Source organism: Natranaerovirga pectinivora (assembly GCF_004342165.1).
Taxonomy (GTDB): domain Bacteria; phylum Bacillota; class Clostridia; order Lachnospirales; family DSM-24629; genus Natranaerovirga; species Natranaerovirga pectinivora.
The window spans coordinates 26,661-42,245 of record NZ_SMAL01000003.1; the positions used below are offsets into that span (position 1 = coordinate 26,661).

The window sequence follows — 15,585 nt, forward strand, 5'->3', positions numbered from 1 at the left end:
CCATTTAATTGGGTTTTATATAAAAAAATTTCCTATCAATAGAAATGTATCTAATACCTTTCTATTAATAGGAAATTCTTAAACTTAAGTAATAAGAGTTATTTTATTCTGTTCGATAAATTCAATCTTCTTTTTAGTCATTAAATTGTATTGCTCTTGCGTTATTCTCCCTTCTTGAAAAAGATCCGACAAGTACTCAATAAAATTCTCTGTGAGTTCGATTAATTTAGATACCTCTTCTACTTGCATAATTCACACCCCATATTATATATATCTATCTCTATCTGTTTGTGTTTCATACATCTACTATTATAGTTCTAATCAAATAAGGTTTTCAAACGAAATTTGTCGCACTAGGACTAAATACCCAATTTAATTATTTTATCTAGTTACTCTTTCCAGTTATGATAAATATTCTGAACATCATCATCATCTTCTAGAATATCTAGCATTTTTTCCATCTTTTTAATTTCATCACCATTTATTTCTGTTATTGTTTGAGGAATCATTGTTATTTCAGATGAAATTGGTTGAATACCGGTTTTTTCAATTTCTTCACATACTTTACTAAAGTCTTCTGGTGAAGTAATAATTTCATAACCTTCTTCCTCAGAAATAAAATCTTCAGCTCCTGCCTCCAAAACAATCATCATCAGTTCATCTTCGTCTATGTCAACATCTCTCTCTATTACAATTTGACCCTTTTGGTCGAATAAAAAGGAAACGCATCCAGTTGTTCCAAGATTGCCCCCACCTTTTGTAAAAGCGTGTCTAACATTAGCAGCTGTTCTATTTTTATTATCTGTCAAAGCCTCCACAATTATTGCAACACCATTTGGTCCATAGCCTTCATATGTAATAGCTTCATAACTAACTGAATCAGCATCACCCGATGCTTTTTTTATACTTCTATCTATTGTATCATTAGGCATATTATTGGCTTTTGCTTTTGCAACAACATCCTTAAGTTTTGTATTGATACTTACATCAGGCCCGCCTTCTTTAACAGCAACTGCTATTTCTCTACCTATTTTAGTGAATACTTTTCCCTTTTTGGCATCTTGTCGTTCTTTTCGATGTTTTATATTTGCAAACTTTGAATGTCCTGCCATTTCTCTAAACCACCTTTTGTTTATTTATTAGAATATTTTATCATGTAATTTTTCTGAATTCAATGTTTTTTATATCTATTTTCTATGATAATGGTTATTTAACTTAAAATAAAAACCAATAATGGGATCGTTATGATTGAAAATAACGTTGTCATTAATACACCTTCAGATGCAAGTTTTTCATTTCCACCAAATTCATTACTTAGCATTACAGCATTGGCTGCTACAGGCATACCCACAATTACCACAGATACACCTATTAATAATTGATTATCTAATACGGCTCTTAATGCTAACCAGATTATTATTGGAAACACCACTAATTTCAAAAAGCTAAATATATATAGTCTAGTATTCATAAACACTGATTTCATAGGTATATTGGCTAGGGATACCCCGATTATTAACATTGCTAATGGCGTGGTTAAGTCCCCAATCATATTAACTGTATCTTCTAAAAACCTTGGCAATCTTAGTTGTGTTAATAATAAACCAACTCCAATGATTACTGCAACAACCCCTGCATTAAAAAATAATTTCCAATTAAAATTCATTTGCTTTTCACTGTGTAGAGAAACAAAGTATATTCCTAATGTATATATTAATAAGTAAAATGGTAAATTAAAAAGAGATGCATATATAATTGCTTCTCTACCATAAATAGATGCAATAACAGGAAAACCCATAAAACCAACATTTGAAAACATTATCATAAATTTATATATACCATAATCTTCTGTTTGAACTTTTATTAGTTTTGGAATAAAAAGTGTTAATATGTAAAGAAATATGTAACAAATTGACGCGATAAAGATAATTAATAGTAGATTAATCTCTTGTCTATCTATAGTAGGATCACTCATTGATGCAATAATCAAAGCTGGTGCACTGACATTAACAACAAAACTTGATAATTTTTTATTTGTATGTAAATCAAGGATGTTTAATTTATTTAAAATATACCCTAGGAATATTAGAGAAAATAATACTAATAATTGATTAAATATTAATGAAAAATCCATTTCAAAGTAACTCCTTTAGTTTTTTCTTATTTTATATTTTACTCAATAATAAAGCGTGCAGTGCACGCTTTATTATTGAGTAATTTACTTTTTCTATGTATCAATCCCAAAACTAATAAGTAATCCTTCACTAACCTTTTCCATAACATCTTTATCTAGATGACAAACTTTTTCTTTTAATCGTTTTTTATCAATTGTTCTAATTTGTTCTAGTAATATTACTGAATCTTTTACAAGCTCGTATTTATTTGCATCTATTTCTACATGTGTTGGGAGTTTCGCTTTATTAATTTGTGAAGTGATAGCTGCACAAATCACAGTTGGACTATACTTATTACCAATATCATTTTGAACAATTAAAACAGGCCGTATGCCTCCTTGTTCAGAACCAATAACTGGTCTTAAATCTGCATAAAATATATCTCCTCTTTTTACAATCACATTATTCACACTCCGCTATTTTCTGCTGAATGTAGTTTCAACCTCACTTTTTATAAGAAATGTAGCTAAGTACATTTTTATGTGAAGTTAGAAAGTCATATTTCTTTCCTACTTCATAAATACATATTACAAAGTCGATTGCCTCCATTCATCAAATCAATTTCTAATTAATAATATTAGAAATAATTAAGAGAATCTTTATTTATTATTAGTATTCCCAAAAACTATTCTCATATACTTTTAGAATATGAAAAAGCAAATTATAACCTTTAACCAAAAACTTTAACGCCTTATGCCTCTTACTTGACACGAGATATAAATTTTATTGAAAGATGCTTTGTTATTACTTTCATCTTAAAAATAATCTATCGTGTGAATCAAATTGCTTTTACTCGTATACACCCTTGGTATTCTTTTTCCTAACCCACATATAATTTCATAATTAATCGTATTTGTTAATTCTGCAATCTCTTCAACCGTTATAGTATTCTCCCCTTGTGTTCCTATAAGCACAACTTCATCTCCATCTTTAACATTATCGATATGTGTCACATCAACCATAAATTGATCCATACAAACTCTTCCTATTATAGGCGCATATTGCCCTTGAATAAGTACTCTGCCTATTGATGATAACGCCCTTGGATATCCATCACCGTATCCTACTGGTATGGTTGCAACTTTTGTTAATTTGTCAGTAATATATGTACAACCGTAACTTACAGGTTTGCCAATTTCTAACTCTTTTAAGTAGATAACATGACTTTTAAGTGATAATGCAGGTTTAAGCTTAACATTTCTTTGAACATCCATTGAAGGAAATAGCCCGTATATAGAAATGCCCGCTCTGATTAATTGGTAATGTGCCTCTTTAACATCTATTAACCCGGCGCTATTACAAGCATGTTTAATTGGTATATTAATGTCAAATTGTTCTAGTCTAGAAATAAAACCATTAAATAAATCAACCTGGTTAATGGTAAATGTTTTATCCTTTTCATCCGCTGTTGAAAAATGTGTAAAAATGCCTTCAATCTCTAAATTAGGTAGACTGTTTATATACCTTATGATTTCTAATGTTTCTTCATTTGGATAAAATCCAATACGCCCCATACCTGTATCTAATTTTATATGTATTTTAGCAATCAGAGAATGCTCTATTGCTGTTTTTGAGATAGCTTCTGCCATTTCACGCTTGAACACCGTTTGAATCAAGTCATATTTTAATAGCTGTAGTATTTGATATTCTGGTGTATATCCTAACACTAGTATAGGTGCCGTTATGCCACTTTTTCTTAATGAAATTCCTTCTTCAATTACCGCCACGCCTAATCGATCTACTCCATTTTCCACTAAAACCTTTGAAATAGGTACAGCACCATGTCCATAACCATCTGCTTTGATTATTGCCATTAATTCTGTACTCTTATCCTTAATGCTAATAATTTCTTTTAAATTATGTATGATGGAATCCATATCAATATGGGCAAAAACACGATAGTATTTATCCATCTTTTATTCCTCCTGTAAAAGCCAACCTTTGTAAATTCTTTATTATATTATACTTCCTACAGCTTTTCTATATTCAAACAATCCCACTTAAATGCTAATTTATATTTGTAACTTTAGAAATCTCCTCTATTATATCCCTAGCCATCATACTGTATACCCCTACTCGTTCCTTAGCTTTATCTCCTGATAAACCGTGTAAATACACACCTAAACAAGTAGCTTCATATGGTCTTAATCCTTGTGCAATTAAGCCACTAATTATGCCTGTCAATACATCTCCTGCTCCTGCTGTCGCCATCCCATTGTTTCCTGAAGTATTAATGTATACATCATCGAAAGGATTCGTAACTATTGTTCTTGCATCTTTTAAAGCACAAATTATATTGTATTTCTTACTTATAAAATTAGCGTTCTCTATTAGATTTTCTGTTACTTCTTTTATTGACACCCCTAACAACCTGGACATTTCACCTGGATGAGGTGTAATTATGATTTCCACTTGATGCTCTTTTATAAGTGATAATTCATTTGACAATACATTTAAACCGTCTGCATCAATGATAATAGGCACCTTTGAATGTCTTATTACATATTCTAGCAATTCTTTCGTTGCTTTACACTGTGATAAACCTGGACCTATTACGATAACATTTGCATCTTTAATACTACTTTTAAATTCTATAAAACATGTTTTATCTAATTCCTTGTTATCTAACGTATTAAATGTTGTAACTATTGCTTCTGGTATACTTGTTTGTATTATAACCCTATTTTCTTCATGAGTCATAATGTTAACTAGACCACCACCTATCTTATAAGCTGCCATAGCTGATAAAAAAGCAGCACCACTCATATTTATGGCTCCAGCTATTACAAGAACCTTTCCGAAAGTTCCCTTGTTGCTTCTTGCTTCTCTTTTTGGTAATTTTTGGAGGGCATTTTCATCAAAAGTAAAATGTTTAAGCATTCTAGAATCATAAGCTCTCTTAGGAAATCCTATATCTACTATATTGGTTTTTGAAGCATATAATGTGCCAGGATATAAAACATTACCTAATTTATTAAGTCCAAAAGTTACTGTCAAGTTTGCTTTTATCGCAACTCCAAGAACTTTTCCACTTTTAGAACAAATTCCTGAGGGGATATCCACAGAAATTACAAACTTATCTTCATTATTAACACACTGAATAGTGTCTTTATAATGCCCAATTACCTCTCGCGTTAACCCAGTTCCAAAAATAGCATCTATTATTAAATCTGATTCACTAATATACTTCTTTAGTTGATCAGCATCATATTTGTCTACTTTTATATTTAAGTTCTGTAATATTTTTAATTGCATAGATGTTTCTTGTGTATAATTTTCACTTAGTAACATTATGTTAGTACGAATCCCTTTGTTACCCAATAATCTGCCAATAGCTAACCCATCTCCACCATTATTCCCGGAACCACAAAGTATAAAGACTTTTTCGTTTTCAATATGCTTTCTTTTTAATATATGGTCTACAATTCCCAGGGCAGCCCTTTCCATAAGTACCATAGATGGTATTCCTATTTCTTTTATGGTATAAGAATCAATTAATTGCATTTCCTCTCCAGTTACTAATTTTATCATAAGTCACCTTCTCCAATGGCAAATGCTACAACACTTTCTTTATTATGAGACGTAGATACAAAGAGAGTCTGTATTCCTAATTCTTTTTGCAACTCTTTGGCTTTACTGTATAAAAGGACATAAGGTTTACCTAAAGAGTCTCTTAATACTTCTATATGTACTAATTCAATTGCTCTAAAACCTGTTCCCAACACTTTTGAAACAGCTTCTTTTATGGCAAAATTACTTGCAATAGTAGTAACAGACCAATTTCTTTCTATAAATAGATTAATTTCTTTTTCTGTAAAGTATTTATTTACAAAACTTTTGTTTCTAATTGCTTTTTCTATTCTAGAAAGCTCTATGATATCTGTTCCTATCCCTTTTATCATTCTTCATCACCATAATCATCATCAAATAAGTTAATTATTTCAAATCCTAATAAATCATGTAAGTATGTATACACTTTTTGATTTTGTTCTTCTTTTTCTTGTTTTATAATTATGTTTTCTTTTAATTTGCTTTTAGTTTCTTCAATCCATTCATTTAACTTCACTATTTCTTTTTTGCTTTTCTCCATATCATTATAACATATATTAACGCTAACTTTTAGAAGTTCTTCATTTGTCTCTTTTATTTTGTGTGGTAACTCATCTAAAATCATTTCGTATTTTATAAGTTTTTCATTTATTTCATCTATGTATTTTTTGCTTTTTTCCATATTTTTAGACGCATTTTCATCTTTTTTTTCAAAGGCCTCTGACATATTATTCATTATTTCTGAAACGAATTTTTTCTTTAGTAACGTATATTCTTTAAACTCTGTATTCACTTTCCCTTGTTCTTGAATAAGTTTGTTTAATTTATTTTCTAATTCTACTATTTTTTTAGGTTTATTATTACTTGGAAACAGCTCATGCCATCGGTTATCTAGGGTTAGTAGAGGCACTTTCTTATTTATAGGTATATCAATAGTTTTTTTATGGTTTAAAAATAACATCATCATCCCTCCTTATAATCTATTATATCTTATTTCATATATCTTACTATGAGTTATATGAATTATTTAAATAGGAATTCACCCATCAAGAAAAAGAAGGTATATCCACCTTCTTTTATTTGTACGCACACTGTATTTTATTTTTGTTGTTTTTTCTTTTTCTCTTTTCTACTTATGGTATAAGATAATGTCATCAAACTATCTAATAAATGTACATTTTCTACTACTACATCCTTTGGTAAGTTTAAATCGATAGGAGCAAAATTCCAAATCCCTTTAATCCCTGCTTTTACTAAATCACTTGCAACTTTTGGTGCTTTTTGTTTTGGTAAAGTAAGGGCTGCTATATGAATATTGTTTTCTATAACAAAATTTTCTATTTCATCTATATCTTTAATTTCTAATCCTCTAATTTCTACACCTACGAGTCTTGGATTAACATCAAAAAGTCCTTTAACAATAAATCCTCTTTTTTCGAAATCTGTATAATTTGCCAAAGCTTGTCCTAGATTACCTGCTCCAATAATAATAACATTGTACTTATTTTCTAGTCCTAATATTTTACCAATTTCTTTATAAAGATGCTCAACATTATATCCATAGCCTTGTTGTCCAAAGCCTCCAAAATTATTCAAGTCTTGTCTTATTTGAGACGCTGTTACTTTCATTCTTTCACTTAACTCTTTAGAGGAGATCCTTACAACATCATTTTCTAGTAAATCCCCTAAATACCTATAGTATCTAGGAAGCCTTTTTATTACTGCTGTTGATATTTTTTTTTCTGGTAACATGTTGGTCACTCCCTCACTATTGTTTCCTTTAAATTATTATATTATTTTATGAACATAAAGTCAATTATAACCTTTTCATTATTCACTTTGAATGGTATCATATACTATGACAAAAGATGAATTATGGAGGTTTCAAAATGATACTTGCTTGTAAAAACATCAGCAAATCTTTTGGTATTACACCAATCTTAAATAATGTATCATTTCATATAGAAAAAGGAGAAAAAATAGGCTTAGTAGGCGTAAACGGTGCAGGAAAAACAACACTGTTTAAAATACTATCAGGTCATATAACTCCAGACGAAGGTCAAATTATCATACCTAATCAAATTAATTTGGGGTATTTATCACAAGAACAAGATTTAAACTCTAATAGTACAATTTATGATGAAATGTTAGATTCAAAAAAGGACATTCTTGAACTAGAAATAAAAATTAAAACGGTTGAAAAGAAAATGAAAGAAGCTACTAGTACTCAACTTGAAACCCTTATGAATGAGTATGCTAAATTACAACAAAAATTCGAAGATTTAGACGGCTATAGCTATCAAAGTGAAATTAGAGGGGTTTTAAAAGGGCTTGGATTTGTTACAGAAGATCACTCTAAGACCATAAACACCCTCTCTGGCGGGCAAAAAACACGAGTTTCTTTAGCAAAACTATTATTAATGAAACCTGATTTAATACTCCTTGATGAGCCTACAAATCATCTGGATATGAATTCTATTAGCTGGCTAGAAAATTACATAAACACCTATGATGGCTCCTTAATTATTATCTCTCATGATCGTTACTTCCTTAATAAAACAGTTAATAAAATCATTGAGATTGAAAATACTCAATGCAAAATATTTATTGGTAATTATAGTGACTATGCTGAAAAAAAAGCTATTGACAGGGATGTTCAATTAAAACATTATATGAATCAACAAAAAGAAATAAAAAAACAAGAAGAAGTTATCACTCAGCTTCGTTCTTTTAACAGAGAAAAATCTGTTAAACGTGCTCGAAGTCGGGAGAAAGCTCTTAACAAAATAGATGTATTAGATAAACCTCAAGAATTAAAAACAGATATGAATCTTCAATTAGAACCACAGGTCATTAGTGGAAATGATGTTTTAGCCGTAAATAGCATAAGCAAATCCTTTGATGATCGGATGATTTTTGAAAATATTTCTTTTGATATTAAAAAAGGGGACAAAATTGCTTTAATTGGAGATAATGGAACAGGTAAAACCACTATATTAAAAATCATTCTTGGAGAATTAGAAGGAAACACAGGTGATGTTAAATTAGGATCTAAAGTTAAATGTGGTTACTTTGACCAAGAATATACTTCTTTAACAGATTCAAATAATTTAATTGAAGAAATCTCTAATGCCTATCCAAATATGAAAACTGGTGAAATCAGAAATATCTTGGCTGCTTTTTTATTTATTGGCGATGATGTATTTAAACAAGTTTATCAATTAAGTGGTGGAGAAAAAGGACGATTGTCCCTTGCAAAACTTATGTTATCAGAAGCCAATTTTCTTCTTTTAGATGAACCTACTAACCACTTAGATATTTTCTCTAAAGAGGTTCTTGAAAATGCCTTAAACCAATATACAGGAACTATTTTATATATATCACATGACAGATATTTTATTAATCGAACCGCTACTAGGGTTTTAGAATTAACCCCTACTGGCGTTACCAATTACTTAGGAAACTATGATTACTTTGTTGAAAAGAAAGAAACACAAAGCAAAGAAATTTCTAACGAAAATATGCTAGATCCTAAATCAATGGCTTCTACAAAAGACGATTGGATCAAGAAGAAAGAAAATCAAGCAAAAGAACGAAAAAGACTAGCAGAGTTATCAAAATTAGAAGCTAGCATTCTTGAAAAAGAGAAAAGGATTGAAGAGATTGATGCTGCTCTCTGTTTAGAAGAAAATTATACCAATCATATTATTTTAAATGAATTAAATGATGAAAAAAGCGCCTTAGAAATGACCCTATTAAGTTTATATGATCTATGGGAGACCCATTTAGAAGAATAAACAATTAGCATATAAAAGGTTCAAATTCTCATTCTAATCTAGAATGAAAATTTGAACCTTATTATTTTTCATTACGTTTTGGATTTAGTTGACTCTATTAAAATTAATAAGACATCCTGAAACAAGAATTTTCTTTTCGTCTTCTGTTAAACTTCCAATATTAAGAGTAAACTCTTTTGCATCTTCTCCAATAACATAGGCTTTTACTTGTGCTTCACCATTAAGAATTGCTTCTTTTACTTTAGGAACAAAGATATAATCATTCTTACCAAATGGTATTTCCTCTTTGATTTCAAATGGAACCATACCCCAGTTAATTAAGTTAGATCTATATCTTTTTGTTGCATACTCTTTTGCAATATTAGCCCAAGCACCAATAACTCTTTGGCAAGATGCTGCTTGTTCTCTGGCTGAACCATCACCTGGCATATATGCAAAAATAGTGCTTCCAATACCAATATTACTCGGATCAATGTTTTCATATCCATCTATTTTTCTAATGTTGTCATATACCTTTTTAAGCTCTTCATATTTTTCAGTAACGTTAATGCCTTCTTCTCTATCTATTTCAAGCTTGTGAACTTCTTTTGAATTACCAACATACTGAGGGTCTTTTCTACTAAGTGTAAATTCTGCTAATCTATGAGGATTTGATCTGAATGATGATGTCTCCCCAGAAGGAATAAGCTCATCCGTTGTCGTAACAGGGTCTGTGATATAGCTTACTACTTTTAACAATAAATCATCTGTTAAACTTGGTATTTGAGGCCAATCTTTAATGTTTGGACCAAAAATAAGTGCTTCCTCTGGTTGTGCATTGCCAACACCATTATAAACCCTTTTTTCATAAATAGCAGGATTAAAGGTATATTTAGGTTCTGTATATGTTACATCTAATTCAGTAGCTGAAGTTAACTTGCCTCCATTAATAGCTGTCGCTGCAATTGAGCGAGCATCCATAAGTGCCACATAGGATATTTGACCTTCTCCAGGTTTAGAACCTTCACGGTTAGGAAAGTTTCTTGTTGTATGTCTTATAGAAAATTCTTGATTGGCTGGGGTATCACCAGCACCAAAACAAGGGCCACAGATAGCTGAACGAACAATGGCACCTGCTTCCATTACTTTTCCTATAGTCCCTTTATTCACAAGATCTAAGTATGTTGGCTGACTTCCTGCATATATACTTAATTGAAATAATCCATTTCCAACTGATTTACCGTCTAGAATGTCTCCTACTGCGATTATATTGTCATAAGTACCACCTGAACAGCCTGCTACAACACCTTGATCCACATAAATTTCACCATCTTTAACTTTGCTTTTAAGATCAAAGTTAATCTCTGAAGAACCAAAGATTTCTTTTGCTTCTTTTTCAACTTTTTCCATAATTTCTATAGGATTCTTTTTAAACTCTTCAATGGTATATATATTACTTGGATGGAAAGGTAATGCAATTGTAGGCTCAATAGTTGAAAGATCCACATATACAATACCATCATAATATGCGATTTCATCTGGATTTAACTGTGAGTAATCCTCTACTCTTCCATGAATATCATAATATTCTTTAACTTTTTCATCTGTACACCATATGGATGACCAACAAGTTGTTTCTGTTGTCATTACATCAATACCATTACGGTACTCAATATCAAGATTCTCAACACCATCGCCTATAAATTCCATCACTTTATTTTTAACATAACCATTTTTATATACATTACCTATTATTTGAAGAGCCACATCTTGAGGTCCAACACCCTTTTGTGGTTTTCCTGTTAAATAAATCCCTATTACTTCAGGTCTTTTTATATCATAAGTTTGGCTTAGAAGTTGTTTTGCTATCTCTCCTCCACCTTCTCCAACACCCATTGTCCCTAAAGATCCATATCTAGTATGGCTATCTGATCCAAGAATCATATTGCCACATTTTGTCATCATTTCTCTATTGTAAGAATGAATAACCGCTATATTTGGAGGCACATATATGCCACCGAATTTTTTTGCTGCTGATAGAGCAAATTTATGGTCATCTTCGTTAATTGTCCCTCCAACAGCACATAGACTATTGTGACAATTTGTTAATACATATGGTACTGGGAACTTTGTCATTCCACTTGCTCTTGCCGTTTGAATGATACCTACATATGTAATGTCATGAGAGGTTAATGAATCAAATTTCATTTTTAAATCATTTTCACTATCTGATGTATTATGTTTTTTAAGAATTGAATAAGTTATCGTCCCTTTTTTCGCATCTTCTTTAGTAATTTCTTTACCTATTTTATTTTTGATTATTGAAGCCGCATCTCCATCTTCAGCAATTAATTCTTTACCATTTAATAGATAAGCACCTGTGTCATATAATTTTACCATTTGCTTTTCATCCTCCTGTATAAGTTTACTAATTTATATATTGATAAAAAAAGCACATAGCTGTGCTTTTTTTATTCATAATTTGTTGTCTATTACATTCTTTGATGTATTTTTAATATGAAGATTAGCCAATTCTTCTGCTTTATCTTTATCTTTAGCTTTTATTGCTTCTAATATAGCTTTATGTTCTTCAATAGATTTAATAGCTCTATCTGTTGAAGCCAATGAAGCTTTTCTAACCCTTTGGACATAATGATGAAAGTCCGATAAAATATGCTTTAAAGTTCTACTATTAGCAGCATCATATAAGGCTTCATGAAATCTATTGTCTAGTTCATATAGATGTTCAAAATGTCCTTTACTTATATGAAAATCACACAAGCAAATGATCTCTTCCAGCTTCTCTAGCTTTATATCTGTAAGATTGTCCACTGCCCATCTTGCACACAATCCTTCTAGGAGAGACCTAATTGCGTAAATATCTTTTATATCTTTATCATTAATACCCATAACAACGGCACCTTTGTTAGGTATAATACTAACTAGTCCTTCTAATTCTAACTGACGAATTGCTTCACGTACAGGTGTACGACTTACACCTAGTTCATTAGAAATAGATGTTTCTTTTAAGGATTCATTTTCTTTATATTTTCCTGTCAGAATGTCTTCTCTAATCCTATGAAAGACTCTTCCTCTTAAAGAATATTTGTCTGTTACTTCATCTTGGACCTTATACTCGCTCAACAGAGGCGCCTCCTTGAATTACCCTAATTTATCAATTGTTTCCATAATATAATTAGCATAAGCCGCACTTGTTGCACCTGTATCTCTACCAGTCATAACAAGTTTTTTCTCAGTTTGAGAACAGATTTCTAATGCTTTATATAATTTATCTGCTTCTTCTATATAGCCAATGTGATTTAATAACATTGCACCTGCTCTAATAACACTTGATGGATCAGCATAGATATCTCTACCTTCATCTACCATTCTTGGAGCAGAACCGTGAATCGCTTCAAACATTGAGTATTGTTTACCAATATTTGCACTTCCAGCTGTACCTACGCCACCTTGGAATTCAGCAGCTTCATCTGTTAAAATATCACCATAAAGATTAGGTAATACAAATACTTCAAATTGAGTTCTTCTTTTTTCATCAATAAGTTTTGCTGTCATAATATCGATGTACCAATCATCCATTTCAACTTCTGGATAATTTTTAGATACTTCTTTACATACATCTAAGAATTTACCATCTGTTGTTTTTACTACATTTGCTTTTGTAACTACTGTTACTTTTTTCTTACCATTCTTTTTAGCATAGTCAAAAGCAGCTTCTGCAATACGTTGTGTCCCTTGACTTGTAATTACTTTAAAGTCAATTGCTAAGTCTTCAGACACATTAACCCCTTGACTTCCTAAAGCATAAGAGTCTTCTGTATTTTCTCTAAAGAAAGTCCAATCAATACCAAGTTCAGGAACTTTTACTGGACGAACATTTGCAAATAAGTCTAATTCTTTTCTCATTGCAACATTGGCGCTTTCAACATTTGGCCATGGATCGCCCTTTCTTGGTGTAGTTGTAGGACCTTTTAATATTACATGACATTTTTTTAATTCTTCTAATACGTCATCAGGAATAGCTTTCCCAACTTCAGCTCTTTTTTCAATAGTACAACCTTCTATTACTCTAAATTCTACTTTTCCTTTATTCACTTCATCATTTAATAAGAACTCAAGAATTCTTTGAGCTTGACCAGTAATTGCTGGACCGATACCATCTCCACCAACAACACCAATAACAATAGTATCTAATGACTTATAGTCAAGAAAATCTTTCTGTTCTTTTAATCTCTCTACTCTTTCAAGTTGTTCTTTTACAATTGTTTCGAATTGCTTTAAATAATCCATTTTAATTCCTCCTATTTATTGTATATTTTCTTCTTCTTTCCTTTTTTATACACTAGGAAATATTATGATTTTCCATCACCAACTACAATGAAAATAGTTTTATTTACATAGGAAACTACTACCCTTCCCAGCATACAAAAATTATGATTAAATGGCTACCTTTATAATAACCAAATTAAAGCTTACGAATAATACTTGTTTGGTTGTTACATTTAATATGTTTTTGTGTAAGATTCAATCCAATTATTCACATTCTGTAAGTAAAGATATATTATGATTCACTTATATTATTACTTCCTAATCTATTTTACCATAAATTGTCTAAAATTTGAAACCTAATTTTTCTTTATATTCATTAACAACTATAGACAACTCCTTGTCAGTAATAGCTGTTACTCGACCAGACTCATATTCTAAATCAACCCACTCTTTTACTTTTTCAACTAATGCATGTTTTTTATCTAATGCATTCTCACCAGTTAAGTTATAATAAGTGTTGATCCAATGAGCAACTCCAGAAATACCTGAAGTATTTGTAATAGCAACCTTTATAGGTCTATTGAGTAATAATTCTGTGTCAAATATATTATAGATTTCTTCATTTTTTAAAATGCCATCTGCGTGAATCCCTGCTCTAGTTACATTGAATTCATCTCCTACAAATGGTGTTCTTGGCGGTATTTCATATCCTATTTCTTTTTTAAAGTACTCTGCGATTTCAGTTATAATTCTGGTATTCATACCATCAAGGGTTCCTCTGAGTTGAGCATATTCGAAAATCATAGCCTCTAACGGTGTATTTCCTGTTCTTTCACCAATTCCAAATAATGAACAATTAACAGAGGAACTTCCATACAACCATGCTGTTGATGAATTTTGAACAGCTCTATAAAAATCATTGTGACCGTGCCATTCAATTAACTCCGAAGGAACTCTAGCGTGATGATTCAACCCATATATAATCCCTGATACGCTTCTTGGTAATACTGCTCCTGGGAAACTTATACCATAACCCATTGTGTCACATGCTCTTATCTTAATTGGCATACCAGTTTCTTCCATTAACAACATCAAATCACGGACAAAAGGTACTACAAATCCATAAAAGTCAGCTCTTGTTATGTCTTCTAAGTGACATCTAGGTTTTATCCCAGCTTCTATACATTCTTTAATAATAGAAATATAATGTTCAAGGGCTTGTTTTCTTGTCATTTTAAGTTTATCAAAAATATGGTAATCAGAACAACTAACTAGTATGCCTGTTTCTTCTAACCCTATTTCTTTTACAAGTTGAAAATCTTTTGTAGATGCTCTAATCCAACTTGTAATCTCAGGAAATTGATAACCCTTTTCCATACATTTATAAACTGCATCACGATCTTTTTTGCCGTATAAGAAAAATTCACTTTGACGAACAATACCTTTTGGTCCACCTAAATGATGCAGATAATCAAATATTTTAACTATTTGTTCTGTTGTATAAGGTTCCCTTGACTGTTGACCATCTCTAAAAGTAGTATCTGTAATCCAAATCTCATCTGGCATATTTATAGGTACCAAACGATGATTAAATGCTATTTTAGGTGGTTCATTATATGGGAATAAATTACGAAACATATTTGGTTCCTTTACATCTTGTAAAGGATACTCAGTTTCTGTTCTTTCAATTAAGTTAGTTTTTTTACTAAAACCAAACATAAATGCCTCCTTATAGCTATAGTTCTAATTTAGAATCTAATACCTGCTTTTCTTAATTTGGAATATAAGTGATAAGC

Annotated in this window: 13 protein-coding genes; 1 reads left to right on the forward strand and 12 read right to left on the reverse strand. The window is 30.9% G+C overall.

The window, feature by feature from the left end; all coding sequences use genetic code 11:
• Positions 1-389: 389 nt before the first annotated feature.
• The 8 genes from EDC18_RS04965 to EDC18_RS05000 form a co-directional block, all read right to left on the reverse strand.
• A complete protein-coding gene (locus tag EDC18_RS04965; protein ID WP_132250920.1) occupies positions 390-1,112 on the reverse strand; it encodes a YebC/PmpR family DNA-binding transcriptional regulator in 723 nt (240 codons plus the stop codon).
• 98 nt (positions 1,113-1,210) lie between these two features.
• Positions 1,211-2,134, reverse strand: coding sequence for an AEC family transporter (locus tag EDC18_RS04970; RefSeq protein ID WP_132250922.1), 924 nt, complete (start codon positions 2,132-2,134; stop codon positions 1,211-1,213).
• A 93-nt stretch (positions 2,135-2,227) separates the two neighbouring features.
• Positions 2,228-2,575, reverse strand: coding sequence for a type II toxin-antitoxin system PemK/MazF family toxin (locus EDC18_RS04975; RefSeq protein ID WP_132251639.1), 348 nt, complete (start codon positions 2,573-2,575; stop codon positions 2,228-2,230).
• Between the two features lie 354 nt (positions 2,576-2,929).
• Entirely contained in the window at positions 2,930-4,087 is a 1,158-nt protein-coding gene (gene alr / locus EDC18_RS04980) for an alanine racemase (protein WP_132250924.1), read from the reverse strand.
• A 94-nt stretch (positions 4,088-4,181) separates the two neighbouring features.
• Positions 4,182-5,705 carry an NAD(P)H-hydrate dehydratase gene (locus tag EDC18_RS04985; protein ID WP_132250926.1) on the reverse strand — a complete coding sequence of 508 codons (1,524 nt, stop codon included), beginning with the start codon at positions 5,703-5,705 and terminating at the stop codon, positions 4,182-4,184.
• Complete coding sequence (acpS, locus tag EDC18_RS04990; protein WP_132250928.1) at positions 5,702-6,076, reverse strand: holo-ACP synthase; 375 nt, start codon at positions 6,074-6,076, stop codon at positions 5,702-5,704. Before acpS ends, EDC18_RS04985 begins: the two co-directional genes overlap by 4 nt.
• Positions 6,073-6,684 carry a hypothetical protein gene (locus EDC18_RS04995; RefSeq protein WP_132250930.1) on the reverse strand — a complete coding sequence of 204 codons (612 nt, stop codon included), beginning with the start codon at positions 6,682-6,684 and terminating at the stop codon, positions 6,073-6,075. The genes acpS and EDC18_RS04995 overlap by 4 nt, the downstream gene beginning before the upstream one ends.
• Positions 6,685-6,821: 137 nt before the next feature.
• Positions 6,822-7,475 carry a redox-sensing transcriptional repressor Rex gene (locus EDC18_RS05000; RefSeq protein WP_132250932.1) on the reverse strand — a complete coding sequence of 218 codons (654 nt, stop codon included), beginning with the start codon at positions 7,473-7,475 and terminating at the stop codon, positions 6,822-6,824.
• 137 nt (positions 7,476-7,612) lie between these two features.
• Here EDC18_RS05000 and abc-f point away from each other — a divergent pair, with 137 nt between their 5' ends.
• Positions 7,613-9,520, forward strand: coding sequence for a ribosomal protection-like ABC-F family protein (gene abc-f / locus EDC18_RS05005; protein ID WP_132250934.1), 1,908 nt, complete (start codon positions 7,613-7,615; stop codon positions 9,518-9,520).
• A gap of 84 nt (positions 9,521-9,604) precedes the next feature.
• Here the strand turns inward: abc-f and EDC18_RS05010 are convergent, their stop codons facing one another.
• The 4 genes from EDC18_RS05010 to EDC18_RS05025 all read right to left on the reverse strand — a co-directional run bounded on the left by EDC18_RS05010 (position 9,605) and on the right by EDC18_RS05025 (position 15,508).
• On the reverse strand, positions 9,605-11,899 hold the full coding sequence (locus EDC18_RS05010) for a hydratase (RefSeq protein ID WP_132250936.1): 2,295 nt from the start codon (positions 11,897-11,899) through the stop codon (positions 9,605-9,607).
• A gap of 75 nt (positions 11,900-11,974) precedes the next feature.
• Entirely contained in the window at positions 11,975-12,643 is a 669-nt protein-coding gene (locus EDC18_RS05015; RefSeq protein WP_132250938.1) for a GntR family transcriptional regulator, read from the reverse strand.
• 18 nt (positions 12,644-12,661) lie between these two features.
• The gene (locus EDC18_RS05020) at positions 12,662-13,810 is read right to left on the reverse strand and encodes an isocitrate/isopropylmalate family dehydrogenase (protein ID WP_132250940.1); all 1,149 of its coding nucleotides are present in this window, start codon (positions 13,808-13,810) and stop codon (positions 12,662-12,664) included.
• Positions 13,811-14,131: 321 nt separating this feature from the next.
• On the reverse strand, positions 14,132-15,508 hold the full coding sequence (locus tag EDC18_RS05025; RefSeq protein ID WP_132250942.1) for a hydroxymethylglutaryl-CoA lyase-like TIM-barrel protein: 1,377 nt from the start codon (positions 15,506-15,508) through the stop codon (positions 14,132-14,134).
• Between the last annotated feature and the right edge of the window lie 77 nt (positions 15,509-15,585).

Excerpts from the sequence above, each read along its gene's own strand:
- EDC18_RS04985 (WP_132250926.1), bottom strand. The coding sequence starts at position 5,705 with ATGATAAAATTAGTAACTGGAGAGGAAATGCAATTAATTGATTCTTAT.
- acpS (WP_132250928.1), bottom strand. The coding sequence starts at position 6,076 with ATGATAAAAGGGATAGGAACAGATATCATAGAGCTTTCTAGAATAGAA.
- EDC18_RS05010 (WP_132250936.1), bottom strand. The coding sequence starts at position 11,899 with ATGGTAAAATTATATGACACAGGTGCTTATCTATTAAATGGTAAAGAA.
- EDC18_RS04965 (WP_132250920.1), bottom strand. The coding sequence starts at position 1,112 with ATGGCAGGACATTCAAAGTTTGCAAATATAAAACATCGAAAAGAACGA.
- abc-f (WP_132250934.1), top strand. The coding sequence starts at position 7,613 with ATGATACTTGCTTGTAAAAACATCAGCAAATCTTTTGGTATTACACCA.
- EDC18_RS05020 (WP_132250940.1), bottom strand. The coding sequence starts at position 13,810 with ATGGATTATTTAAAGCAATTCGAAACAATTGTAAAAGAACAACTTGAA.
- alr (WP_132250924.1), bottom strand. The coding sequence starts at position 4,087 with ATGGATAAATACTATCGTGTTTTTGCCCATATTGATATGGATTCCATC.
- EDC18_RS05025 (WP_132250942.1), bottom strand. The coding sequence starts at position 15,508 with ATGTTTGGTTTTAGTAAAAAAACTAACTTAATTGAAAGAACAGAAACT.
- EDC18_RS04995 (WP_132250930.1), bottom strand. The coding sequence starts at position 6,684 with ATGTTATTTTTAAACCATAAAAAAACTATTGATATACCTATAAATAAG.
- EDC18_RS05000 (WP_132250932.1), bottom strand. The coding sequence starts at position 7,475 with ATGTTACCAGAAAAAAAAATATCAACAGCAGTAATAAAAAGGCTTCCT.
- EDC18_RS04970 (WP_132250922.1), bottom strand. The coding sequence starts at position 2,134 with ATGGATTTTTCATTAATATTTAATCAATTATTAGTATTATTTTCTCTA.